Source organism: Curtobacterium sp. AC273, assembly GCF_979253735.1.
In genome coordinates this window covers 138177-160958 of the sequence record NZ_CEEDDU010000002.1, presented here as the reverse complement: position 1 = coordinate 160958, position 22782 = coordinate 138177, and the positions used below count along the sequence as shown (strand labels likewise).

Sequence of the window (22782 nt, the reverse complement as noted above, 5' to 3'; positions counted from 1 at the left end):
GCCTCGGGGCGCGAGAAGTGTCGCTCAGCCCGAGTTTCGGGTCGCGCCACGCGAGACTCGGGACGGACGGACGGACAGACGGACGGGAGGCGCGGTGCCAGCTGGCACCGCGCCTCCCGTCCGTCAGGTGGTGGCGACTACTTCGCGTCGACCTCGACCGTGCGCTGCGAGCCGGTCGGGGTGAGCCCGCGCTCCTGGCGCTTCTTCGAGACCACCAGCGAGGCGACCGTCGCAACCGCGATCGTCAGCATGATGAAGCCGAGCGAGAACCAGATCGGGATCTCCGGCGCCCACTCGATGTGCTCGCCGCCGTTGATGAACGGCAGCTCGTTGACGTGCATCGCGTGGAAGACGAGCTTCACGCCGATGAAGCCGAGGATGACCGCCAGCCCCTGGCCCAGGTAGATGAGCCGCTCGAGCAGCCCCGCGATGAGGAAGTACAGCTGGCGGAGGCCGAGCAGCGAGAACGCGTTCGCGGTGAACACGATGAAGGCGTCCTGGGTGAGCCCGAAGATCGCCGGGATCGAGTCGAGCGCGAAGAGCACGTCGGTGAGGCCGATCGCGACCATCACGAGGAGCATCGGCGTGAACAGGCGCTTGCCGTCGACCTTCGTGGTGAGGCGGTCGCCGTCGTAGTCCTTCGACGTCGGGATGACGCGGCGCAGGATCCGGATGAGGCGGGAGTCGCCCTCCTCGGCGGAGTGCTCGTTGCCACCGCGGGCCTGCGACCAGGCGAGCCAGAACAGCAGCGCACCGAACAGGTAGAAGACCCACGAGTAGTTCTCGATGATCGTCACGCCGAGGGCGATGAAGACACCGCGGGCCACGAGGGCGATCGCGACGCCGACGAGCAGCACCTTCTGCTGGAACTCCTTCGGCACCGCGAAGCTCGACATGATGATGAGGAAGACGAAGAGGTTGTCGACCGACAGGGCCTTCTCGGTGAGCCACCCGGCGAAGTACTCGCCGCCGGCCTGGCCGCCGCCGAAGACCCAGATGCCGATGCCGAAGACGATCGCGAGTGCGATGTAGACGACGGACCAGAACGCGGATTCGCGGATGTGGGGCACGTGCGGTGTGCGCACGTGCGAGAAGAAGTCGAACACCAGCAGCGCGAGGATGCCGGCGATGGTGATCAACCAGACGAAGAGTGGGACGTCCAACGGGGTTCCTTCAGGTGAGGGCGCGATCAGGTGCACGTTGTTCACGGACACGCGGGTACGCCGAGGCCTGAAGGTCTCTTCCGTCGTGTTCGGCACGATGTCCCGATCACGACCGGCGCCCCGGGGCCGGATCGTTCCGGACCGTACTGACGGGGACACCGAGGAGGAATACTCCCCTTCGTGATCCCGAGCATACCGGGCACGGCGCACGTGCGCCGCGCTCTAAGCTGGGAGCATGGCGAGTTCCTGGTCACTGTCCTCCCGGTTGCGCGGGCTGTTCCAGCGCAAGACGATCGACGAGACGACGTGGGACGACCTCGAGACCGCGCTCATCGGTGCGGATTTCGGCCCCGACATCGCGGACGAGATCATCGAGGACCTGCACGCCCGCGTCGACCGGTACGGCACGACCGACCCCGCTGACCTGCAGCGCATGCTCCGCGAGGTGCTCGAGGAGCGGCTCTCGAAGCTCGACACCACGCTGAAGCTCAGTGCGCGACCGGCCGTCGTGCTGGTCGTCGGGGTGAACGGCGTGGGGAAGACCACCACGATCGGCAAGTTCGCGAAGTTCCTCAAGACCTACGACCGCACGGTGCTCGTGGGCGCGGCGGACACGTTCCGCGCTGCGGCCGTCGAGCAGGTCGCGACGTGGGCGGAGCGCGCCGGCGTCGACGTCGTCCGGCCGTCGCAGCCCGGGCAGGACCCGGCCTCGGTGGCGTACCAGACCGTCGAGAAGGCCATCCGCGACAACACCGAGATCGTCGTCATCGACACCGCCGGCCGCCTGCACACGAAGGCCGGCCTGATGGACGAGCTGACGAAGATCAAGCGCGTCGTCGAGAAGCAGACCGAGATCTCCGAGGTGCTGCTCGTCCTCGACGCTACCACCGGGCAGAACGGGCTGGCGCAGGCGCAGGCGTTCATCGAGGGCGCCGGGGTCACCGGACTCGTCATCACCAAGCTCGACGGCTCGGCCAAGGCCGGGTTCGTGCTGAGCGTGCAGGAGAAGACGGGCATCCCGATCAAGCTCATCGGCCAGGGCGAGGGCATCAACGACCTCACGGGCTTCACCCCGCACGTGTTCGTGCAGAACCTCGTCGGCTGAGGGCTCTTGCAGCAGCGAACCGGAACGCGGCTCGGCGAGTAGTGTCCCCTTCGGCCCGGGCACCCGCTCGGTCTCGTTCCAGGGATTGGAGACCCTCATGCCCGCACTGCTGATCATCGCGATCATCGTCGGCCTCGTCCTGCTCTTCAGCGGCATCTTCGTCGGTGCACTGAAGTTCCTGCTCTGGGTGGGCATCGTGCTCATCCTGCTGGCGGTCATCGGCTGGCTCCTCCGGAGCATCCGCGGTCGCGCCTAGCGACCAGACGCCCTGAACCGGGCAGCAACAGACGGGAGGGCACGGTGCCAGCTGGCACCGTGCCTCCCGTCTGTCCATTTCCGAGACTCGGGCCGTGCTCGCCGAGTTTCGGCCTGAGCGACACTCCACGCGCTCCGGCGCGCGTGAACTGTCGCTCAGCGCGAGTCTCAGCCAGCTCTGCTCCCGGCTTCAGACCGCTTGACGACCCGGCGCCGCGTCGAGCAGGTGCGACAGGTGCTCCGGCACCGTCCCTCCGCGCGCCACCGTGGCGCGGGCCCAGAGACGACCGGCGCGGTAGGACGAGCGCACGAGCGGACCGGCCAGGACCCCGGCGAACCCCATCCGCTCGGCGACCTCGCGCAGCTCGACGAACTCCTCGGGTCGCACCCAGCGGGCGACCGGCAGGTGGCGCGGCGAGGGGCGGAGGTACTGCGTGAGCGTGATGACGTCCGTGCCGGCGTCGTGCAGCCGTTGCAGGGCGTCCTCGATCTCGGCGCGCTCCTCGCCCATGCCGAGGATGAGGTTCGACTTCGTGACGAGGCCGGCGTCCCGCCCCTGCGTGATGACGTCGAGGGAGCGCTCGAAGGTGAAGGCCGGGCGGATCCGCTTGAAGATGCGCGGGACCGTCTCGACGTTGTGGGCGAAGACCTCTGGCCGGGCGTCGAACACCTGGCCGAGCTGGTCCGGGCGGCCGTTGAAGTCGGGCACCAGGATCTCGACGCCGGTGCCGGGGGAGTGCTCGTGGATCTGGCGGATCGTCTCGGCGTAGAGCCAGGCGCCGCCGTCCGGCAGGTCGTCGCGGGCGACACCGGTGACCGTGGCGTACTTGAGGCCCATCGAGACGACCGAGTCGGCGACCCGGCGCGGTTCGTCGCGGTCGAGCGGTTCGGGCTTGCCGGTGTCGATCTGGCAGAAGTCGCAGCGCCGGGTGCACTGGGAGCCGCCGATGAGGAAGGTGGCCTCGCGGTCCTCCCAGCACTCGAAGATGTTGGGGCAGCCGGCCTCCTGGCAGACGGTGTGCAGCTGCTGGTCGCGGACCAGGCCGGAGAGCTCGCGGAACGCCGGGCCCTGCGTCGCGCGGGTCTTGATCCACGCGGGCTTGGTCTCGATCGGGGTCTCGGCGTTCCGGGCCTCGACGCGGAGCATCCGGCGGCCTTCGGGGGCGAGGGTCATACGAGGGACTCCTGTCGGGTGCCGGCGTGCATGTGGTCGAACGCCGCCTGGATGCGGGGCGCGACGAGGTCTGCGACCTCGTCGACGGTCACGGTGCGGCCGGCTTCCGTGCTGAGCGTCGTGACGCCCGCGTCGGCGATGCCGCACGGCACGATCGCGGCGTAGGCGTCGAGGGCGTTCGTGCAGTTGATCGCGATGCCGTGGCTCGTGACGCCCTCGGCCACGTGCAGCCCGATCGCGCCGACCTTGGCGTCCGGAGCGCCGTCGTTCCCCCGGACCCAGGCGCCGCCCGGCCCTCGACCCGCTCGGCGTGCACCCCGACGGCCGCCGCGGTGTCGATGACGACCTGTTCGAGGTCGCGCACCCACGCCACGACGTCGAGCGGTTCGGCGAGCCGGACGATCGGGTAGGCGACGAGCTGTCCCGGGCCGTGCCAGGTGATGCGGCCGCCGCGGTCGACCTCGACCACGGGGGAGCCGTCCGTCGGCAGGTCGGACGGCTCCGTGCGGCGGCCGGCGGTGTACACGGACGGGTGCTCGCACAGGACGATCGCGCCGGGGGAGCGCCCCGCGACGACGGCGGTGTGCAGGTCCCGCTGCAGGGCGAGTCCTTCGGCGAGGTCGAGGAGCCCCACGCGTCGGACGATCTCCAGTTCCGGCATGCGCGCCAGGCTACGACAGTTTCTGGACGCCGTCCAACAACGACTGGCCGGCCTCGCCTTCCGCAAAACGCAACGTTGCCGGTTGCCCGCAGCGGTATTGCGCTGCGAGGTGTCGCCCGCGTTGCGTTTTGCGGGGGTTCGCGGGGCCGGCGGGGAACGGGCGGGAGCGTCCGGACCGAGCCTTGTAGAATCGACGGATCATGGCGCAATTCGGTTCACTCTCCGATCGGCTGACCGAGACCTTCCGCAACCTGCGGAGCAAGGGCCGGCTGACCCCCTCCGACGTCGACGGCACCGTCCGCGAGATCCGGCGGGCGCTCCTCGACGCCGACGTCGCGCTCGAGGTCGTCAAGGCGTTCACCGCATCGGTGCGCGAGCGTGCCCTCTCCGACGAGGTCAACCGCGCGCTGAACCCGGCGCAGCAGGTCGTCCAGATCGTCAACGAGGAACTCGTCGGCATCCTCGGCGGCCAGCAGCGACGCCTCGAGTTCGCGAAGCGGCCGCCGACGGTCATCATGCTCGCGGGCCTGCAGGGCGCCGGCAAGACGACCCTCGCGGGCAAGCTCGGCAAGTGGCTCAAGAAGGACGGCCACACCCCGATGCTCGTCGCGGCCGACCTCCAGCGCCCGAACGCCGTGCAGCAGTTGCAGGTCGTCGGTGAGCAGGCCGGCGTGCACGTCTTCGCACCAGAGCCCGGCAACGGCGTCGGCGACCCGGTGAAGGTCGCGAAGAACGCGATCAAGGCTGCGGTCGACCAGCAGTACGACACCGTCATCGTGGACACCGCCGGTCGACTCGGCGTCGACGCCGAGCTCATGAAGCAGGCGGCGAACATCCGCAAGGCCGTCGACCCGGACGAGGTCCTGTTCGTCATCGACGCGATGATCGGTCAGGACGCGGTCACCACCGCCCGGGCCTTCCAGGAAGGCGTCGACTTCACCGGCGTCGTCCTGTCGAAGCTCGACGGCGACGCCCGCGGTGGTGCGGCCCTGTCGGTCGCCAGCGTCACCGGCCGTCCGATCATGTTCGCCTCCACGGGCGAGGGGCTCGACGACTTCGAGCCGTTCCACCCGGACCGCATGGCGAGCCGCATCCTCGACCTCGGCGACATCCTGTCCCTCATCGAGCAGGCGCAGGGTGCCTTCGACGAGGAAGAGGCCCGCAAGGTCGCGGACAAGATCGCGACCGACAACTTCACGCTGAACGACTTCCTGCAGCAGATGCAGCAGCTCCGCAAGGCCGGCTCGATCAAGGGCATGCTCGGCATGCTGCCGGGCGCCAAGGGCATGCGCGAGGCGCTCGACAACTTCGACGAGCGCGAGATCGTGCGCACCGAGGCGATCATCCAGTCGATGACGCCGCAGGAGCGCGAGCTGCCGAAGCTCCTCAACGGCTCCCGCCGACTCCGCATCGCCAAGGGCGCCGGGTCGACCGTGACCGAGGTGAACGCCCTCGTGAACCGCTTCGAGCAGGCCGCCAAGATGATGAAGACTGTCGCTCGCGGCGGTGTCCCGCAGATGCCGGGCATGGGGCCGATCCCGGGCATGCACGGCGGCAAGAAGCAGCAGGGCGGCGGCAAGAAGAAGGCCAAGGTCGGCAACCCCGCGAAGCGTGCGGCCCTGGCGGCCGGTGCCGCCGCGGCGCCGCAGCAGGCGCCGCAGGGCTCGGGTCTCGGACTCGGCGGCGGTGCGAAGGGCGGCAAGGCGCCGACCGAGGAAGAGCTCGCGTCCCTGCAGAAGTTCCTGGGGCGGTAGTCGCGACCACCTGACGGACGGGAGGCGCGGTGCCAGCTGGCACCGCGCCTCCCGTCCGTTCGTGGTGGCGTCGCGACGTTCCTTCCCATCGCACGCGCGGTGGCAAGCGAAATCGGGCGTACTCGGCAGGAAGGAACGACCAGGTACGCCCGGAACGACCGGGTACGCCCGAAACGACCGGGTACGCCCGGAACGACCAGGCGCGGGTCAGAGGGACTCGCGCAGCTCCGTCACCAGGTGCCGGACGACGGCACGCAGGTCACCGCCGTTCTCCTGCGCGACCTGCAACTGCCGCTGGTACGACGCGCCCCGCTCGATCATCGTGTCGAGGTGGTGCAGTTCCTCCTGGCAGCCGAGCCGCTCGGCGATCGGGTCGAGCCGCTGCACCAGGTCGTGCACCTCGTCGGTGACGAGCCGCTCGTCGCCCGCGACGTTCGTGATGATCTCCGCCTCCATGCCGTAGCGGGCGGCGCGCCACTTGTTCTCGCGGATGAACCACGGCTGCATCGTGGGCAGGGTCTCGCCCGCGTCGAGCCGGTCCGAGCAGGCGGTGACCAGGCACTGTACGAGCGCGGTGACGGCGCCGACCTCGTGCAGGGTCGAGATGCCGTCCGAGACGCGGTTCTCCAGCGTGCCCCACTTCGGCGACGGGCGGATGTCCCAGCGCAGGTCCGCGACGCCCTCGACGACGCCGGTGTGGGTGAGGTCGCCGACGACCTCCTCGAAGTTCGCCCAGGCACCCAGCTGCGGGGGCAGCCCGCCGGTCGGGAGCTGCTGGAACATGAGCGCCCGGTTCGACGCGTAGCCCGTGTCGGTGCCGGCCCAGAACGGCTCGACGCGGTGAACGCCTGCAGGTGCGGCACGTACGCGAGCATCGCGTTCATGATCGGGACCGCCTTGTCGCGGTGGTCGATGCCGACGTGCACGTGGACGCCCCAGATGAGCATCTGCCGACCCCACCAGCGCGTGCGGTCGATGAGGGTCGTGTAGTGCTCGCTGTCCGGGGTGATCTCCTGCTGGTCCCACTGCGCGAAAGGATGCGTCCCGGAGCACATGACGTCGGCGTCGAGCGGATCGGCCGCGTCGATGACCTCGCCGATGGTGCCGGACAGCTCCGCGGTGGCCCCGCCGACGGTGTCGTGGACGCCCGTGACGACCTCGACCGTGTTCGTCAGGAGCTCCTCGGTGACCTTGTCGTGGTCGCCCAGTCGCTCGTGCACGGCGGCGATGACGGCGGGGGCCCGAGGGGCGAGGTCGCCGGTCGCGCGGTCGACCAGCGGGAGCTCCCACTCGACGCCGATGGTCGACGGGCGGGACTCGGTGAAGCGGATGTCCATGCTGTACATCCTGCCCGGAACCTTGTCGGACACGCACAACGAACCCCGGTCCCGATCGTGCGGATCCGATTCCCAGGAGATCCACACCGGGCGTACCGTGGAAACGCTGAACAGGGAAGAGGTACGCATGCAGTTGGTCGTGCGCGGTACGTCCGCACCGCTCGTCGGAGAACTCGACATCCCGGTCTCGAAGTACCACGCGCACCGCGCGCTGGTGCTCGCGTCGCTGGCGAAGGGGACGAGCATCGTCTCCGGCATCAGTGCGACCCGGCAGGTCGAATGGACCGTGGGCACGCTCCGCGCGCTCGGCGTCGACGTCAAGCGGCGGGGCAACGAGTACCACGTCACCGGGCTCGGTGGCCGGTACGAGGCCACCGACGTGGTCGACCACGGGTCCCGCGGGGCGGACGGCATCCTCAACATGGGATCCTCCGGCACGACGCTGTACTTCATGACCGGCCTGGCGTCCCTGGCGGACAAGCCGATGACGCTGTCGGGGATGAAGTACTTCCAGCGCCGACCGATCAAGGCGCTGCTCACCTCGCTCACCCAGATGGGCATCGAGCTCGAGGCGACGAACGACTGCCCGCCCGTGACGGTCCAGCCGAAGCGTCCGCGCGGCGGCGACGTGCAGATCGCCGGCACCCTGTCGCAGTGGATCTCCGGCCTGCTCCTGGTGGCGCCGTTCGCCGAGCAGGAGACCCGGATCCACATCACCGGCGGCCGCCTCAACGAGCAGCCGTACGTCGAGCTGACGGTCCGCATGATGCGGCAGTTCGGCCTGACGGTCGAGGTCTCCGACGACTGGCTCGAGTACCGGATCCCGGCGAACCAGCAGGCCACCCCGCACGACTACGTCATCCCGCCGGACATCGGCTCGGCCGCGTTCGGCATCGCCGCCGCCGGCATCCGCGAGTCGAACCTCCTGCTCCGCGGCATGACGGCGTTCACGACCGCCGAGACCGACCACCCGGAGAGCGAGTTCCTCGACCTCGCGACGGCGATGGGCGTCCCGATGCGGATCGACGAGGAGACCGGTTTCGTGCGCATCGAGCACGACGGTTCGCCGCTCCGGCCCCTCGACATCGACTGCCAGCCGATCCCGGACCTGCTGCCGGTCCTGTCGACGATGGCGACCTTCGCCGAGGGCACGACCCGGCTCTGGAACGTGGCGCACATCCGCCTGAAGGAGTCCGACCGCGTCGCCGCGATGCTCCAGCTCAACCGGATGGGCGGTCGTGCCGAGCAGGGCGCCGACGAGCTCCGGGTGACCGGCGTCCGACCGGGCGAGCTGCACGGCAGCCCGATGTCCTCGTTCAACGACCACCGCGTGCTGATGTCGCTCGCGGTCGCCGCGTCGAAGGCCGAGGGCACGTCGTCCCTGACCTACCCGCGTGCCTACCGGATCTCGTACCCCACCTTCCTCGAGGCGATGAACGCGGTCGGGCTCGACATGGAGGTCGGCGACGGCCTGGCGGCCCAGGTGGCGCGCGACGACCGGATCGACGCGGCCGAGTCCGAGGCGCCGGAGCGCACCGACCTGGGCGAGACGCACGACGACCCGGCCCAGCCACACGAGTCGACCACGGCGGCCCTGCCCGAGCTGACCGGGGTCGACGCCGATCCGCTGGTGCTCAGCGAGAAGGTCCGCGCCCTGTCCGAGCAGGACCCGGACGGCCTGGCCGTGATCGAGGTCGGCGGCCCCGAGCCGGTGAAGACCACGTGGCGGGAACTGCAGGACGAGGCCGACAAGGTCTCCGCGCTGCTCCTCGAGCTCGGCGTCCGCCGGGGCGAGTCCGTGGCGATGCAGCTGCCGAACTGGCGTGAGTTCGTGTCGATCACCCTCGGCGCGATCCAGATCGGTGCCGTCGCGACGCCGATCATGCCCGTGTTCGGTCCCCGTGAGACGACGATGACGCTCGCCCGGTCCAGGGCCCGCGTGGTGTTCCTGCCGAACCTGTTCCGGAAGCGGCGTCCGGCGCTCGAACTCCTCGACGTCATCGACGAGGCGCAGGCGCAGCAGCGTCGACTCGCCGTCGAGCACGTCATCGTGCTCCGCGCCGAGGCCCGTGGTGTGCCGGACAGCCCGACGAACCAGCCGCCCCTGCCCGCCGACGCCGCCGAGCGCGTCGCGGCGAGCGACTGGAACTGGCGGTACTTCGACACGGCGCTCGAGTCGGTCCAGGTGGACGTCGACCAGATCCGGTCGCACGCCCCCGGCCCGGACGACGTCTGCCAGCTGCTCTTCACGTCCGGCACCACCGGCGAGCCGAAGGGCGTCCAGCACCCGCACCGCACCCTCGGGCTCGCGACCGCCATGCACGTCGCCCAGTCCGGTCTGGACGAGCGCGGACCGGATCTACATCCCGTCGCCGCTCGCGCACCAGACCGGCTTCCTGTACGGCATGCTGCTGGCGTTCCGTCTCGGCGCTCCGCAGGTCATCCAGCCCGTCTGGGACGGCACCGTCGCGCTCGAGCAGGCGTTCGGCGCCGCGGGGGCGACCTTCGTGCAGTGCGCGACGCCGTTCCTCACCGACCTGGTCGACCTGGTCGAGGCCGGCGCACCGCAGCCGGAGTCGCTCCGGATCTTCGTGCCGACGGGTGCCGCGGTGCCCCGCGCGCTGGCGCAGCGGGCGAGCACGGTCCTCGGCAGCGCCATCCTCGGTGCGTTCGGCACGAGCGAGACCTGCCTCGGTGCCCTGTCGAGCCCGTCGGACGACCCGGCGGACGCCTACGGCCACGACGGCCGCGCGCTGCCCGGCATCTCGATCCGCATCGTCGACGACGAGGGCAACGAGCTCCCCGCCGACACCGAGGGCAACTTCGAGCTGTTCTCGCCGACGATGTTCGACGGGTACCTCGACCGCCCCGACCTGACCGACGACGTCTTCACCGCGGACGGCTGGTACCGCACCGGCGACCTGGCGAAGGTATCGGACAAGGGCTTCCTGTCGATCACGGGCCGCATCAAGGACGTCATCAACCGCGGCGGCGAGAAGATCCCGGTCGTCGAGATCGAGAACCTGCTCTACCAGCACCCGCTCATCACCGACGTGGCGATCGTCGCGATGCCGGATGCTCGGCTCGGGGAGCGTGCCTGCGCGTTCGTCGTGCCGGCCGCGGGTGCCGAGCGGCTCGACTTCGCGTCGATGCAGCAGGCCCTCGACAAGGCGGGCGTGAGCAAGTACTACTGGCCGGAACGACTCGAGTACATCGCCGAGCTGCCGCGCAACGCGGTCGGCAAGGTCCAGAAGAACGTCCTGCGCGAGCAGGCAGCCGCGCTCGTCGCGACGAAGGAGAACGAGACACGATGACGCTGGTCACGGAAACCGCAACCGAGCAGGACTTCCAGCAGCTCAAGGCCGAGGTCACCGAGTGGGTGCGCGGTCGCGGCGAGGAGTGGGCGGAGGAGATCGAGCGCACCGGCCAGGTCGCACCGGAGCTCTTCCAGGAGCTCAAGGACAACGGGTGGCTGTCGCTCGCGGCGCCGACGGAGCTCGGCGGCCGGGACATCCCGTTCTCGCGCTACCTCGAGGTCATGGAGATCGTGTCGCGTTCGCATGCCTCGATCCGCATGCTCGTCCACGTCATCAACGGCACCTGGCGCGCGATGGCGCCGTACGCGACGCCGGAGCAGATCGAGCAGGTCGTCAAGCCGAGCGTCGCGGGGGACAAGCTCGTCGCCTTCACGCTGACCGAGGCCACCGCCGGCACCGGCGCGGACCTCCGCACCACGGTCCGTCGCGAGGGCGACACCTACGTGATGAACGGCGAGAAGCACCTCATCACGTTCGGCGTGAAGGCCGACTACTGGCTCATCGCCGCGCGCCTCGAGGGGACGAGCGGCCAGGACGGCACGGTCGCGTTCCTGATGCCGAACTCCGGCCTGCCCGGGGCCGAGGTCATCGACGACTCCGACACGATGGGCATCCGCGGCACCGACCACGCGATCCTGCGCTTCACCGAGACGCCGATCCCCGCCAGCGCGCGGCTGGGCGAGGAGGGGCAGGGCCTCGAGGTCGCCCTCGGCGGGTTCCTGCTGCCGAGCCGGGTGTCCGTCGCGATGAGCGCCGTGGGCCTGGCCGAGCGGGCGAACGAGCTCGCCGTCGAGTACGCGAACAAGCGCGAGACCTTCGGCAAGCGGCTCTCCAGCCGGCAGGCGATCCAGTTCTACCTCGCCGAGAACTACGCCGACATCGCGGCCGCCCGCGCCCTGGTGCTCGAGGCTGCGCGCGCCTACGAAGAAGGCCGTCCGGACGCCGGCACCCTGTCGAGCGCCTCGAAGATGGTCGCCGTCGACATGCTCGCCCGGGTCACCGACAAGGCGCTGCAGGTGCACGGCGGCCAGGGCTACTGGAAGCGCAACGCGATCGAGCGCGTCTACCGCGACGCGCGCGCGCAGCGCTTCGAGGAGGGCACCAACGAGATCCAGAAGCTGGTCGTCGGCCGCGCCGTCGTGACCGGCCAGGCCGGGTTCTAGACCGCACCCCCAGTACCGGACTGGAGGCGCGGTGCGGCCCCGCCCCGCGCCTCCCGTCCGTCACCCACCACCGTCAGCAAAGGACTGCAGTGACCGACTCCACCAACGCTCCCATCGCACTCATCACGGGCGCCTCGCGCGGCATCGGGCGACTGCTCGCCCAGAAACTGGGCCAGCGCGGCGTCACCGTCGTCGTGACGTACAAGGGCAACGCCGACCTGGCCGAGGAATCGCTGGCCGACGTCAAGGCGGCCGGTGGGGACGGCATCACGGCGCAGGTCGACATCGAGCAGCCGGAGTCGATCGACGCGCTGTTCGACCTGGTGCGGGACACCTACGGCCGCCTCGACTACTTCGTCGCGAACGCCGCCGCGAGCGCGTTCAAGCCGGTGAAGGAACTCAAGCTGCACCACCTCGACCGCAGCTACGCCACGAACGCGCGCTCGTTCGTGCTCGGGGCGCAGCGGGCCGCCGAGCTGATGGACCACGGCGGTCGGATCGTCGTCGCCACCTCGTACGGCTCGCTCCGCGCGTTCCCGACCTACGCCGCGCCCGGCGCCGCGAAGGCCATGAGCGAGTCCTACATGAAGTACATGGCGGTCGAGTTCGGTCCGCGGCAGATCACCGTCAACGCGGTGAACGGGCGGCCTGATCGACACCGACTCGCTCGAGTACTTCTACACGAAGGTCCCCGGTCAGGCGCCGATCGAGACCGTCTACGAGAAGCTGCCGCTGCAGCGTCCGGGCACCGCCGACGACATGGCCGACGCGGTGGACTTCCTGCTGTCCGACAAGGCGTCGTACATCACGGGACAGGTCCTGTCGGTCGACGGTGGCCTGACCGTCATCGCACCGCCGTACTGGGCGGACACCACCTCGCCGCTCCGCGACGCCGTGCTCCCCGCGGCAGAATAGGCGCATGAGCAGCGTCGCTTCCGCCCCCGTCGTGCCGGACTCCCTCCGACCGTCGCGTCACCCTGGACCCTCGGCCCCTGCACCTGGCGAACCGGGTTGTCATGGGGTCGATGCACACCGGACTCGAGGTGCACGACGACGGCGGGGCCGGCATGGCGGCGTTCTACCGCGAGCGAGCGGCCGGCGGCGCCGCGTGCATCATCACGGGTGGCATCGCGGTGAGCGACGAGGCCCGTGGCGGCCCGGACTTCGCCGTGTTCGGCGTCGGGGGAGCGGACGAGCGGTTCCGTGCCGCGGTCGAGGCGGTGCACGACGAGGGCTCCGTCATCCTCGCGCAGCTCTTCCACGCCGGGCGGTACGCGCTGGCGTCGGGGATGGTCGACCGGCACGGCGACCCGCAGCGGGTGGTGGCACCGTCGGCCCTGCCGTGGGCGGCCGCGCGCGGGGTCGTGCCCGACGCGTTGACGGGCGCCGAGGTCGAGCGAACCATCGAGGACTTCGCGGCCGCTGCGCGCACCGCCCGGGACATCGGGTTCGACGGCGTCGAGATCATGGCGTCCGAGGGCTACCTGATCAACCAGTTCCAGTCGCCGCTGACGAACCTCCGCGACGACGAGTGGGGCGGTTCCCCGGAGCGCCGGCGGCGGTTCGCGATCGAGGTCGTCCGCGCCGTGCGGTCCGCCGTGCCCGACCTGGCGGTGACGATCCGGCTCTCCGGCGCCGACCTGATGCCGGGGTCCTCGACGGACGACGACGTCGACGCCCTGGTGCACGACCTGCTGCCGCTCGGGCTCGACGGGATCTCGGTGGGCATCGGCTGGCACGAGTCCCGCACGCCGACCGTGCAGGCCGCCGTGCCGCACGGGGCCTGGCTCGCGTACGCCGCGCGCATCGCCGGGGTCGTCCGCGCGTCGCCGTACCCGGACGTCCGGGTGATCGCGTCGAACCGGATGACGGACCTGCGCGACGGCGAGGCCGTGCTGGCCGACGGGCTCATCGACGCGGTGGCGCTCGCCCGGCCGTTCCTCGCCGATCCCGCCATCGTCGCGCGCTCGCTCGACGGCCGGTTCGGGCTCGGTGAACACCTGCATCGGCTGCAACCAGGCGTGCCTCGACCGGTCGATCGTCGGCCAGCCGGTGTCCTGCCTGGTCAACCCGCGCGCCGGCCGCGAGGTCGCGTTCCCGGCCCGTCCGACGACGGAGCCGAAGCGTGTCGACGTGGTCGGCGGTGGGCCGGCCGGACTCACCAGCCGCCGTCGACGCCGCGCGCCGCGGGCACACCGTGACGCTCTGGGAGGCCGCCGACCGGCTCGGCGGCCAGTTCGAGCTCGCCGCGCTCGTGCCGGGCAAGGAGGACTACGCCGCCACGGTCCGCTCCGCCCGAGCGGAACTCGAGGAACGCGGCGCGACCGTCCACCTCGGTCGGGCCGCGACCGCAGCGGACCTGGCCGAGAGCGACGCCGTCGTGCTCGCCCCCGGAGTGGTCCCGCGCACCGTCGACATCCCGGGGTCGTCGCTGCCGCACGTCCGGACCTACGAGCAGGCGCTCCGCGAGGGCGTCCCCGCGGGCACCGTCGCGGTGATCGGCGGCGGGGGGATCGGCGTCGACACGGCGGCGTTCCTCACCGAGTCGCCCGACGAGGCGCACCGCGCGACGCAGTTCGCCGCCCGCTGGGACCTCGACGTGTCCGAGGTCGTCGTCGGCGACGTGCCGCAACGGCTCCCCGCCGCGACCCGCACGCTCCGAGCCGGCAGCGACGTCACCGTGCTCCGACGCTCGGGCAAGTTCGGCCAGGGGATCGGCATCACGTCCCGCTGGGTCGCGATCGGTCGGCTCCGCGACGCCGGCGTGCACATGGTGGGCGGTGTGCAGGAGTACCTGCGCATCGAGCCGGGCACGCTCTGGATCCGCGACGAGCACGGCGACGAGCAGGCGGTCCCCGCCGACCACGTCGTGCTCTGCGCCGGGCAGGAACGCGGGCCGGTCGACGGACTCGTGGCGGGCCTCCAGGACGCCGGTGTGCCGCACGCCGTCGTCGGTGGTGCCCGCGACGCGCGGAGCGTGGACGCGGTCCGCGCGACCTCCGAGGCACTCGAAGCGGTCCGACGACTTCGCCCCGTAGCGAAGTCGACTCGCATCCGGCCCGGGAATCTGTAAGAATGAACGGTCGAATCGCGCCTGCTCGACCCTCTATCCAGCTGTGCGCGACTCATTCCGAGCTTTCACCGTGTGTGCCCCCACGCCCGCGGTTCCGGTTCAACCACAACATCACGCAACAGGAGTAATTGTGGCTGTCCAAGATCCGTCTCAAGCGCCTCGGCAAGATCCGTGCGCCGTACTACCGCATCGTCGTCGCCGACTCGCGCACCAAGCGCGATGGTCGTGTGATCGAGGAGATCGGCAAGTACCACCCCACCGAGGAGCCCTCGTTCATCGAGGTCAAGTCCGACCGTGCGCAGTACTGGCTCGGCGTCGGCGCGCAGCCGACCGAGCAGGTCGCGGCGCTCCTCAAGCTCACCGGCGACTGGGCCAAGTTCAAGGGCGAGAAGGACACCGAGTCCAAGGTCAAGGTCAAGCAGCCGAAGGAGCCCTTCGTCGTCGACTCGTCGAAGAAGGCCGTCCTGAAGCCCAAGTCGGAGAAGAAGGCCCCGGCCGCTCCGGCCGAGGCCGACGACGCAGCAGAGACGACCGAGGCGTAATTCCTTGCTCGCTTCCGCGCTGACGCACCCTCGTCAAGGGGATCGTCGATCACCCTGACGACGTGCGCGTCGCCAGCTCCACCTCCCCGCGCGGCGAGGTCCTCGAGGTGCGTGTGCACCCCGAGGACCTCGGCCGCGTGATCGGTCGCGCCGGACGGACCGCAAAGGCGCTGCGCACCCTCGTCTCGGCTCTCGCCGACGGCAAGCGGGTGCGTGTCGACGTGGTCGACACCGATTCCTAGGGAGACGACCCAGCTCCGGGTGGGTCGCATCACGAAGGCGCACGGGCTCAAGGGCGGCATCAAGCTCGAGCTCTACACCGACGACCCGGATCGTCGGTTCACCCCGGGCGCCACCTTCACGCTCCAGGTCCCCGACGACTCACCGTGGTCGGGCAAGACCCTCGAGCTGGACGAACTCCGCTGGTACAACGGTCACCCCGTCGCGTTCTTCGCCGGGATCGACGACCGCACCGCGGCCGAGTCCCTGGCCCGCATCATCCTCTGGGTCGAACAGGACGCCGACGCCGTCACCGGCGAGGACGACGCCTGGTACGACCACCAGCTGGTCGGGCTCCGCGTCCTCCGCGACGGCGTCGAGGTCGGCACCGTCGCACGGGTCGACCACCTGCCCGCGCAGGACCTGCTCGCGATCGACACGCCGTCTCGCGGCGAGGTCCTCGTGCCGTTCGTCTCGGCGATCGTGCCCGCGGTCGACATCGCGGCCGGCACCGTCACGGTGACGCCGCCGCAGGGGCTGTTCGAGGACCCCGAGGACACCTCGCGCCCCGAGACGGTCACGGACTAGTCCCCGTGCGGATCGACATCGTCACGATCTTCCCGGAGTTCTTCTCCGTGCTCGACGTGTCCCTGCTGGGCAGGGCCCGGCAGGACGGCCTGCTCGACGTGCACGTGCACGACCTGCGGAAGTGGACGACCGACCGACACCGCACCGTCGACGACACCCCGTACGGCGGGGGAGCGGGCATGGTCATGAAGCCCGAGCCGTGGGCGCAGGCGCTGGACGCCCTGTTGCGGCCGGACGGCTCGTCGACCCTGGTCGTCCCGGACGCCCGCCGGCACGCCGTTCACGCAGTCCATCGCGCGCTCGCTCGCGTCGACGGCCGACCACCTCGTGTTCGCCTGCGGGCGGTACGAGGGCATCGACGCCCGAGTGTTCGAGTGGGCAGCGTCGCGTTGCTCCGTCGTCGAGCTCTCGCTCGGTGACTACGTGCTGAACGGCGGCGAGGTCGCGGCGATGGCGATGATCGAGGCCGTCGGGCGACTCGTGCCCGGGGTCGTCGGCAACCCCGAGTCCCTCGTCGAGGGAATCCCACGAGGACGGCCTCCTCGAGTACCCCTCGTACACGAAGCCCGCCTCGTGGCGTGGCCACGACGTGCCGGACGTGCTGCTGAGCGGCCACCACGCGCGTGTCGGTGCCTGGCGGCACGAGCAGCAGGTGGAGCGGACGCGGCGCGTCCGTCCGGACCTGCTGCCGCCTGCCTGACCGGTTGGCGCGCTTGCCTGCTGGAAGGATTTCGGGCTGAGCGACACTCCTCGCGGTTCGTTCCGCGTGAACTGTCGCTGAGCACGAAACCCGGCTCCGGCGCGTCTGCCTGGAGGCACGGTGCGGGCCGGTACCGCGCCTCCCGGCCCGCTACTGGTCGCGCTGGGCGCGACGGAGGGTCAGCACCTCGGGACCGGTCTCGGTCACCGCGACGGTGTGCTCGACGTGGGCGGCACGTGAGCCGTCGACGCTCTTGAGCGTCCAGCCGTCGGCGTCCTGGTAGAGCTCGTCGGTGCCCTGCATGAGCCACGGTTCGATCGCGACCACGAGACCGGGCCGCAGCTTGAGTCCGCGACCCGGACGCCCGTCGTTCGGCACGTGCGGGTCGCCGTGCATCGTGCGGCCCACGCCGTGTCCGCCGAACTGCAGGTTCACGTCGTAGCCGCCGTCGTGCGCGACCCGACCGATCGCGTACGACACGTCACCGAGCTTGTTGCCGGGTCGGAACTGCGCGATGCCCGCGACCAGCGCGCGCTCGACGGTGTCGATGAGGGCCTGGTCCTCGTCGCGGGGGGCGTCCTCACCTGCACCGAGACGGCGGAGTCGGCGACCCAGCCGTCCACGCTCGCGGCGAAGTCGAGACTGACGAGGTCGCCGTCCACGAGCGTGTAGTCGTGCGGCAGCCCGTGCAGCGCCGCGTCGTTCACGGACGTGCAGAGGTTCTTGCCGAACGGCGACTGGCCGAACGACGGGTGGTAGTCGACGTAGCAACTCTCGGCGCCCCGGTCGGCGATCAGCTTCGCGGCGACGCGGTCGAGGTCCAGGAGGTTCACGCCGACGTCGACGGTGTCGAGCAGCTCGTCGAGGACGTCGGCCACGAACCGGCCGGCGACACGCAGGCCGTCCAGCTCGGCGGGGGTGCGGAGTTCGATCATGCGTCCATCCTCGCGCGTTTTGCGCCGGTCGTTCTCTGTGGCAAGATGGGTAGCCGTGCCCTGGCTGGACTCTGCCACGGGGGAGTCGCCGACACCGGGCACACACACCACTTACCGAAATCGATCCGCGGCGACCCGTGTGCGTCCGCAGAGAGTGACCCAATCATGAGCCAGCTCCTCGACCACGTCGACGCAGCGTCGCTGCGCACCGACGTCCCGGACTTCCGTCCCGGCGACACCATCAAGGTGCACGTCAACATCATCGAAGGCACGCGCTCGCGTGTCCAGGTGTTCCAGGGCGTCGTCATCGGCCGCCAGGGTCACGGCCTCGGCGAGACCTTCAAGGTCCGCAAGGTGAGCTTCCAGGTCGGCGTCGAGCGCTGGTTCCCGGTGCACTCGCCGATCATCGACCACATCGAGATCGTCACCAAGGGTGACGTCCGTCGTGCCGAAGCTCTACTACCTCCGCGAGCCCGCGGCAAGGCGGCCCGCCGCAAGATCAAGGAGAAGCGCGACAACTGATCGCCTTCACAGCGAGCGTCCGCGAGCCGGACTCCGCTGTCGGCCCCTCGTCCATGTACGGTTGTGCATCGATGGGGCCTTCTCCGTGCTGGCTCCTCGCGGGACCCGCGGGGTCGTGACGGCTCCGTCGAGGGCTTGTGGTGTGTGAACGAGAGCGGAAATGACGGACACGACTGACGAAACCGGGCAGCGGCCCCGGATCGAGAAGCGGCGCAACGGTGTCCTCACCTTCATCCGTGACCTCGTCATCATCTTCCTCGCGGCACTGCTCGTGTCGTTCCTCGTCAAGACGTTCCTGATCCGGTCGTTCTACATCCCGTCGGCGTCGATGGAGAACACGCTGCAGATCAACGACCGGGTGATCGTCAACGAACTCGTCCCGAACGTGGTCTCGCTGAAGCGCGGCGACGTGGTGGTCTTCAAGGACCCGGGCGGGTGGCTCACCGGATCGGACGTGCCGAACGTCACGCCGGACACCCAGCCCGCCAAGGCCATCGACTGGCTCCTGACGCAGGTCGGACTCGGCACCGGCGACAGCGACGACCACCTCATCAAGCGGGTCATCGGGCTTCCAGGCGACAAGGTCTCCTGCTGCAACGACCTCGGCCAGATGTCCGTCAACGGTGTCCCGATCAAGGAGCCGTACCTCAAGTCTCCCCGCCGGGGCCCCCGCCTCGGCGACCGACTTCTCCGTCACCGTGCCGAAGGGCACCATCTGGGTGATGGGCGACAACCGGAACGACTCGAAGGACTCCCGGTACAACGGCGACACGCCCTCGAAGGGGTTCGTCCCGCTGTCCGACGTCACCGGGCGGGCGTTCGTGATCTCCCTGGCCGTCCAGCCGGTGGACCTGGCTCGACGACCACCCCGAGGTCTTCGCCGGCGTGGAGGAGAAGGACGAGTGACCGCCGTCCGTCCGTCGCTCCGTCTCGAGAAGAAGCTCCTCGGTGAGGGGCGTCTGACCGTGATCGGCATGGACGAGGTCGGTCGCGGCGCGATCGCCGGACCGGTCGCGGTCGGCGTCGCCGCGGTGACGATCGACATCGGACGGGTACCGCAGGGCCTGGCCGACTCGAAGCTGCTCACCGCCCCGCGGCGGGAAGCACTGGACCCGGTCGTGCGTCGGTGGACCCGGACCGCGGTGGGCATGGCGTCCGCGACCGTCGTCGACGAGCAGGGCATCGTGCCCGCGCTCGGGCAGGCGGGAGCCGCAGCACTCCACACGCTCGTCGACGAGGGGCTGTCCCTCGACGGGGCGGTGGTCGTCCTCGACGGCTCGTTCGACTGGCTGACCCGTGCCGTGCCGCTGACCCTGCGGACGCCGTCCGACCCGCTCGAGGTCGTCGTGCGCGTCAAGGCCGATCGGGACTGCGCCTCGGTCGCGGCGGCGTCGGTCGTCGCGAAGGTCGCCCGGGACGCCCTGATGACGGCGGCCCACGATGACGCCCCGCACTACGCCTGGGCGTCGAACAAGGGGTACGGGTCGACGGCGCACTACGACGCGATCCGGTCCGTGGGGGCGCTACGAGCTGCACCGGAAGAGCTGGCTGCACCAGACGTCGAGCGTCGCGCTGGACGGGTTCGCCGAGTTGGACGCGCTCGCGGGCTGAGTGGACGGTCGCGCGGGGTCGCGCGCGGGCGCGCGGGCGCGGGTGCGGGCCCAGGCGGGCTCGGGGGCGGGTGCGCGCGGGTGCTGGCGCTGGTGCGTGCGCGGGTGTTGTGCCGCGGGTGCCCCGGTCGCCGTAGACTGTGGGCGCGATGGATGACGACGAATTCGACGACTACGACCGCGAGGTCGAACTTGCCCTGTACCGCGAGTACCGCGACGTCGTGTCGCAGTTCCGGTACGTGGTCGAGACCGAGCGGCGTTTCTACCTGGCCAACGAGGTCGAACTCGCCCGCCGGGACACCGAGCACGATTTCTACTTCGAATTGACGATGAACGACGTCTGGGTCTGGGACGTCTACCGTTCCGATCGGTTCGTGAAATCCGTGCGGGTGCTCACGTTCAAGGACGTGAACGTCGAGGAACTGACCCTCGTGAACTCGAACTGCCGAAGGAACTCGCACTCGACGAGTGATCTTCACTTCTATTGCAATCCCGGGAATCGCCGTCCATCGGTGACCCGAATTGCATTCCCGCGCTAATGTGGTGGTGATTTCCGTCCCCGAAACAGGAGCACGCCATGGCACAGAAGGTCACCGTTCAGCTCGTCGACGACCTCGACGACTCGCCCATCACCCCCGGTGAAGGCCGCACGGTCGAATTCGCCTTCGACGGCTCGTCCTACGAGATCGACCTGACGGACGACAACGTCGACAAGTTCCGCGAAGCGATCTCGGACTACGTCGCAGCGGCTCGGAAGGTCTCCGGCCGTCGTTCGTCCGGCGCGCTTCCGCCCCGAAGTCGGCCCCCAAGCGCGGCAACTCCGAGGAACTCGGCAAGATCCGCGAATGGGCGAAGGAGAACGGCTACGAGGTCTCCACCCGTGGTCGCATCTCCACCCAGGTGCAGGAAGCGTACGCAGCCGCGCACTGACCGCGGTGCTGCAGGACCCGGACGACCTCGGTCGTCCGGGTCTTTCTTCTTTGTGCGAGCTGCTTTGTCCTCCACAGAAACCGATATCGGAATGGCTCTCCACAATCGTTGAGCAGGAGCCCCGTCGCTCGTCCGGCTGCGCGAACCTCGCAGCGGAGGCAACGACATGGAACGAACACCGCTGCGGAACGGCAGCCTCGGACGGTTCGGTGAAGACCGAGCAGCAGAATGGTTGGCGGACCACGGATACCGCCTGGTCGAGCGCAATTGGCGGTGCGCCCGGGGCGAGGTGGACATCATCGCGTGGCAGTCGTGCACGCTGGTGTTCATCGAGGTGAAGACCCGCTCCGGCGTCTCGACCGGACACCCGTTCGAGGCGATCACCGCGTCGAAGATGTCCCGGTTGCGGCGACTGGTGCCGGCGTGGTTCGACGAGCATCCCGAGATCTCGGCGCGCGCGATCCGGATCGACGCCGTCGCCGTGCACGTCGACGGGGACCGGGTCGTCGTCGAACACCTCGAGGGTGTCCGGTGACCGGCATCGGCCGGGCGGCGGGCCGTCGCGCTCGTGGGCGTCTCGGGGCGCCGGATCGAGGTCGAGGCGCACCTCACGAGCCAGCTCCCGGCGTTCAGCATCATCGGTCTGCCGGACACCTCACTCGGCGAGGCCCGCGAACGGGTCCGGGCGGCCGGGGCAGCCAACGCCGGCTGCCCGCTGCCGGCACGGCGGATCACCGTCAACCTGACGCCGGCGGCGATCCCGAAACGGGGGTCCGGGTTCGACCTGGCCATCGCGATGGCGGTGCTGGCCGGAGCGGACGTCGCCCCGGACGTGTCCGAACGCATCGTCTACATCGGTGAACTCGGGCTCGACGGGCGGGTGCGACCGGTCCCCGGGGTGATCCCGATGGTGCTCGCGGCACGCGACGCCGGAGCCCGACGCGTGGTCCTCCCCGTCGGCAACCTCGCCGAGGCCCGCGTCGTCGGGGGTGTCACGGTGACGGGCGTGGACTCCCTCCGCGCCGCAGCCATCGACGCCGGTGCGCTCCTGCCCGGCATCGAGGTGGACGCCGTCCTGCCGATCGCCGCGCCGCCGGAGCGTCGTCCGGTCGCCGAGCTCTCGGACGTCGTCGGCAACCCGATCGGTGTGCGCGCGGTGATCGCGGCGGCGGCTGGTGGACACCACGCGTTGCTCCTCGACCGCCGGGCGCCGGCAAGACGATGTTGGCCGAGCGGCTGCCCGGGCTCCTGCCCGACCTCGACGAGGACGCTGCGCTCGAGGTCGCTGCCGTCCGGTCGGTCGCCGGACACGGAGCCGCGTCCTGGACGACGCGGCCGCCCTGGGAGGCACCGCACCACTCCGCGGTCCGCCGTCGCGCTCGGTCGGCGGCGGAACCGGCGGTCATCCGGCCGGGCGCGGTGGTCCCGGGCGACCCGGGGCGTGCTGTTCCTCGACGAGGCGCCCGAGTTCCCACGGGCGGTGCTCGACGCGCTGCGGCAGCCGCTCGAGTCCGGGCGGATCACTGTGCACCGCGCCGCCGGAGCCGCCGAGTTCCCGGCACGGTGCCAGGTGCTCCTCGCCGCGAACCCGTGCCCGTGCGGGAACGCGGGCGACCGGTTCAATCCCTGCGAGTGCACGGCCGCGACCGTGCGACGGGTACCTCGGACGGATCTCGGGTCCGCTCCTCGACCGCATGGACATCCGGGTGCGGGTGCCGCGCGTGACGACGGGGC

The 22782-nt window shown here is 70.3% G+C and carries 15 protein-coding genes and 12 pseudogenes; 22 read left to right on the top strand and 5 right to left on the bottom strand.

Annotated elements, in window-relative coordinates:
* Positions 1–137: 137 nt before the first annotated feature.
* Positions 138–1163, bottom strand: a complete 1026-nt coding sequence (locus tag ACZ8AI_RS03665; RefSeq protein ID WP_071292479.1) for a TerC family protein — start codon at positions 1161–1163, stop codon at positions 138–140.
* Positions 1164–1398: 235 nt separating this feature from the next.
* Here ACZ8AI_RS03665 and ftsY point away from each other — a divergent pair, with 235 nt between their 5' ends.
* Together ftsY and ACZ8AI_RS03655 are read left to right on the top strand one after the other, a co-directional pair.
* Positions 1399–2268, top strand: coding sequence for a signal recognition particle-docking protein FtsY (ftsY, locus tag ACZ8AI_RS03660; RefSeq protein ID WP_071292480.1), 870 nt, complete (start codon positions 1399–1401; stop codon positions 2266–2268).
* A 97-nt stretch (positions 2269–2365) separates the two neighbouring features.
* The gene (locus tag ACZ8AI_RS03655; protein WP_137767577.1) at positions 2366–2524 is read left to right on the top strand and encodes a DUF4175 domain-containing protein; all 159 of its coding nucleotides are present in this window, start codon (positions 2366–2368) and stop codon (positions 2522–2524) included.
* A 189-nt stretch (positions 2525–2713) separates the two neighbouring features.
* Here ACZ8AI_RS03655 and lipA read toward each other — a convergent pair whose 3' ends face one another.
* Positions 2714–3697 (bottom strand): lipoyl synthase, encoded by a 984-nt coding sequence (lipA, locus tag ACZ8AI_RS03650; RefSeq protein WP_464856622.1) that lies wholly within the window; start codon positions 3695–3697, stop codon positions 2714–2716.
* A pseudogene (gene lipB / locus ACZ8AI_RS03645) lies at positions 3694–4358 on the bottom strand (lipoyl(octanoyl) transferase LipB). The gene lipA and the pseudogene lipB overlap by 4 nt, the downstream one beginning before the upstream one ends.
* Positions 4359–4558: 200 nt before the next feature.
* On the opposite strand from lipB, the gene ffh reads away from it, so the two are divergent.
* Entirely contained in the window at positions 4559–6112 is a 1554-nt protein-coding gene (ffh, locus tag ACZ8AI_RS03640) for a signal recognition particle protein (protein ID WP_464856620.1), read from the top strand.
* 207 nt (positions 6113–6319) lie between these two features.
* Here ffh and ACZ8AI_RS03635 read toward each other — a convergent pair.
* Positions 6320–7449, bottom strand: a pseudogene (locus ACZ8AI_RS03635) (glutamate--cysteine ligase).
* On the opposite strand from ACZ8AI_RS03635, the pseudogene aroA reads away from it, so the two are divergent.
* The 10 genes and pseudogenes from aroA to trmD form a co-directional block, all read left to right on the top strand.
* Positions 7340–9763 (top strand): annotated as a pseudogene (gene aroA, locus ACZ8AI_RS03630) (3-phosphoshikimate 1-carboxyvinyltransferase); the annotation flags it as partial. The pseudogenes ACZ8AI_RS03635 and aroA sit on opposite strands and share 110 nt — an antisense overlap.
* Positions 9764–9854: 91 nt before the next feature.
* Entirely contained in the window at positions 9855–10763 is a 909-nt protein-coding gene (locus ACZ8AI_RS03625) for an AMP-binding protein (protein WP_464856858.1), read from the top strand.
* The gene (locus tag ACZ8AI_RS03620; protein ID WP_071292876.1) at positions 10760–11929 is read left to right on the top strand and encodes an acyl-CoA dehydrogenase family protein; all 1170 of its coding nucleotides are present in this window, start codon (positions 10760–10762) and stop codon (positions 11927–11929) included. The genes ACZ8AI_RS03625 and ACZ8AI_RS03620 overlap by 4 nt, the downstream gene beginning before the upstream one ends.
* An 89-nt stretch (positions 11930–12018) precedes the next feature.
* Positions 12019–12852, top strand: coding sequence for an SDR family oxidoreductase (locus ACZ8AI_RS03615; RefSeq protein WP_464856618.1), 834 nt, complete (start codon positions 12019–12021; stop codon positions 12850–12852).
* Positions 12853–12954: 102 nt separating this feature from the next.
* Complete coding sequence (locus ACZ8AI_RS03610; RefSeq protein ID WP_464856616.1) at positions 12955–14130, top strand: oxidoreductase; 1176 nt, start codon at positions 12955–12957, stop codon at positions 14128–14130.
* Positions 14127–15002, top strand: coding sequence for an FAD-dependent oxidoreductase (locus ACZ8AI_RS03605; protein ID WP_464856614.1), 876 nt, complete (start codon positions 14127–14129; stop codon positions 15000–15002). Before ACZ8AI_RS03610 ends, ACZ8AI_RS03605 begins: the two co-directional genes overlap by 4 nt.
* A 134-nt stretch (positions 15003–15136) precedes the next feature.
* The gene (rpsP, locus tag ACZ8AI_RS03600) at positions 15137–15544 is read left to right on the top strand and encodes a 30S ribosomal protein S16 (protein WP_464856856.1); all 408 of its coding nucleotides are present in this window, start codon (positions 15137–15139) and stop codon (positions 15542–15544) included.
* Between the two features lie 4 nt (positions 15545–15548).
* Positions 15549–15786: pseudogene (locus ACZ8AI_RS03595) on the top strand (RNA-binding protein).
* Positions 15787–15805: 19 nt separating this feature from the next.
* Positions 15806–16351 (top strand): ribosome maturation factor RimM, encoded by a 546-nt coding sequence (gene rimM / locus ACZ8AI_RS03590; RefSeq protein ID WP_175477536.1) that lies wholly within the window; start codon positions 15806–15808, stop codon positions 16349–16351.
* A 5-nt stretch (positions 16352–16356) separates the two neighbouring features.
* Positions 16357–17051 (top strand): annotated as a pseudogene (trmD, locus tag ACZ8AI_RS03585) (tRNA (guanosine(37)-N1)-methyltransferase TrmD).
* A 150-nt stretch (positions 17052–17201) separates the two neighbouring features.
* Here the strand turns inward: trmD and map are convergent.
* Positions 17202–17986 (bottom strand): annotated as a pseudogene (gene map, locus ACZ8AI_RS03580) (type I methionyl aminopeptidase).
* A gap of 165 nt (positions 17987–18151) precedes the next feature.
* Between map and rplS the strand changes: the two are divergent.
* The 9 genes and pseudogenes from rplS to ACZ8AI_RS03535 all read left to right on the top strand — a co-directional run.
* On the top strand, positions 18152–18508 hold the full coding sequence (rplS, locus tag ACZ8AI_RS03575) for a 50S ribosomal protein L19 (RefSeq protein WP_464856611.1): 357 nt from the start codon (positions 18152–18154) through the stop codon (positions 18506–18508).
* Between the two features lie 160 nt (positions 18509–18668).
* Positions 18669–19414: pseudogene (gene lepB, locus ACZ8AI_RS03570) on the top strand (signal peptidase I).
* Between the two features lie 68 nt (positions 19415–19482).
* Positions 19483–19974, top strand: a pseudogene (locus ACZ8AI_RS03565) (ribonuclease HII); the annotation flags it as partial.
* A 293-nt stretch (positions 19975–20267) separates the two neighbouring features.
* A pseudogene (locus ACZ8AI_RS03560) lies at positions 20268–20590 on the top strand (DUF2469 family protein).
* A 105-nt stretch (positions 20591–20695) separates the two neighbouring features.
* Positions 20696–20818 (top strand): annotated as a pseudogene (locus tag ACZ8AI_RS03555) (Lsr2 dimerization domain-containing protein); the annotation flags it as partial.
* Positions 20776–21048 (top strand): Lsr2 family DNA-binding protein, encoded by a 273-nt coding sequence (locus ACZ8AI_RS03550; protein WP_464856854.1) that lies wholly within the window; start codon positions 20776–20778, stop codon positions 21046–21048. The pseudogene ACZ8AI_RS03555 and the gene ACZ8AI_RS03550, both read left to right, overlap by 43 nt.
* A gap of 166 nt (positions 21049–21214) precedes the next feature.
* On the top strand, positions 21215–21583 hold the full coding sequence (locus ACZ8AI_RS03545) for a YraN family protein (protein WP_464856609.1): 369 nt from the start codon (positions 21215–21217) through the stop codon (positions 21581–21583).
* Positions 21584–21616: 33 nt separating this feature from the next.
* Positions 21617–22645 (top strand): annotated as a pseudogene (locus tag ACZ8AI_RS03540) (magnesium chelatase domain-containing protein); the annotation flags it as partial.
* Positions 22572–22748, top strand: a pseudogene (locus tag ACZ8AI_RS03535) (hypothetical protein); the annotation flags it as partial. The pseudogenes ACZ8AI_RS03540 and ACZ8AI_RS03535, both read left to right, overlap by 74 nt.
* Between the last annotated feature and the right edge of the window lie 34 nt (positions 22749–22782).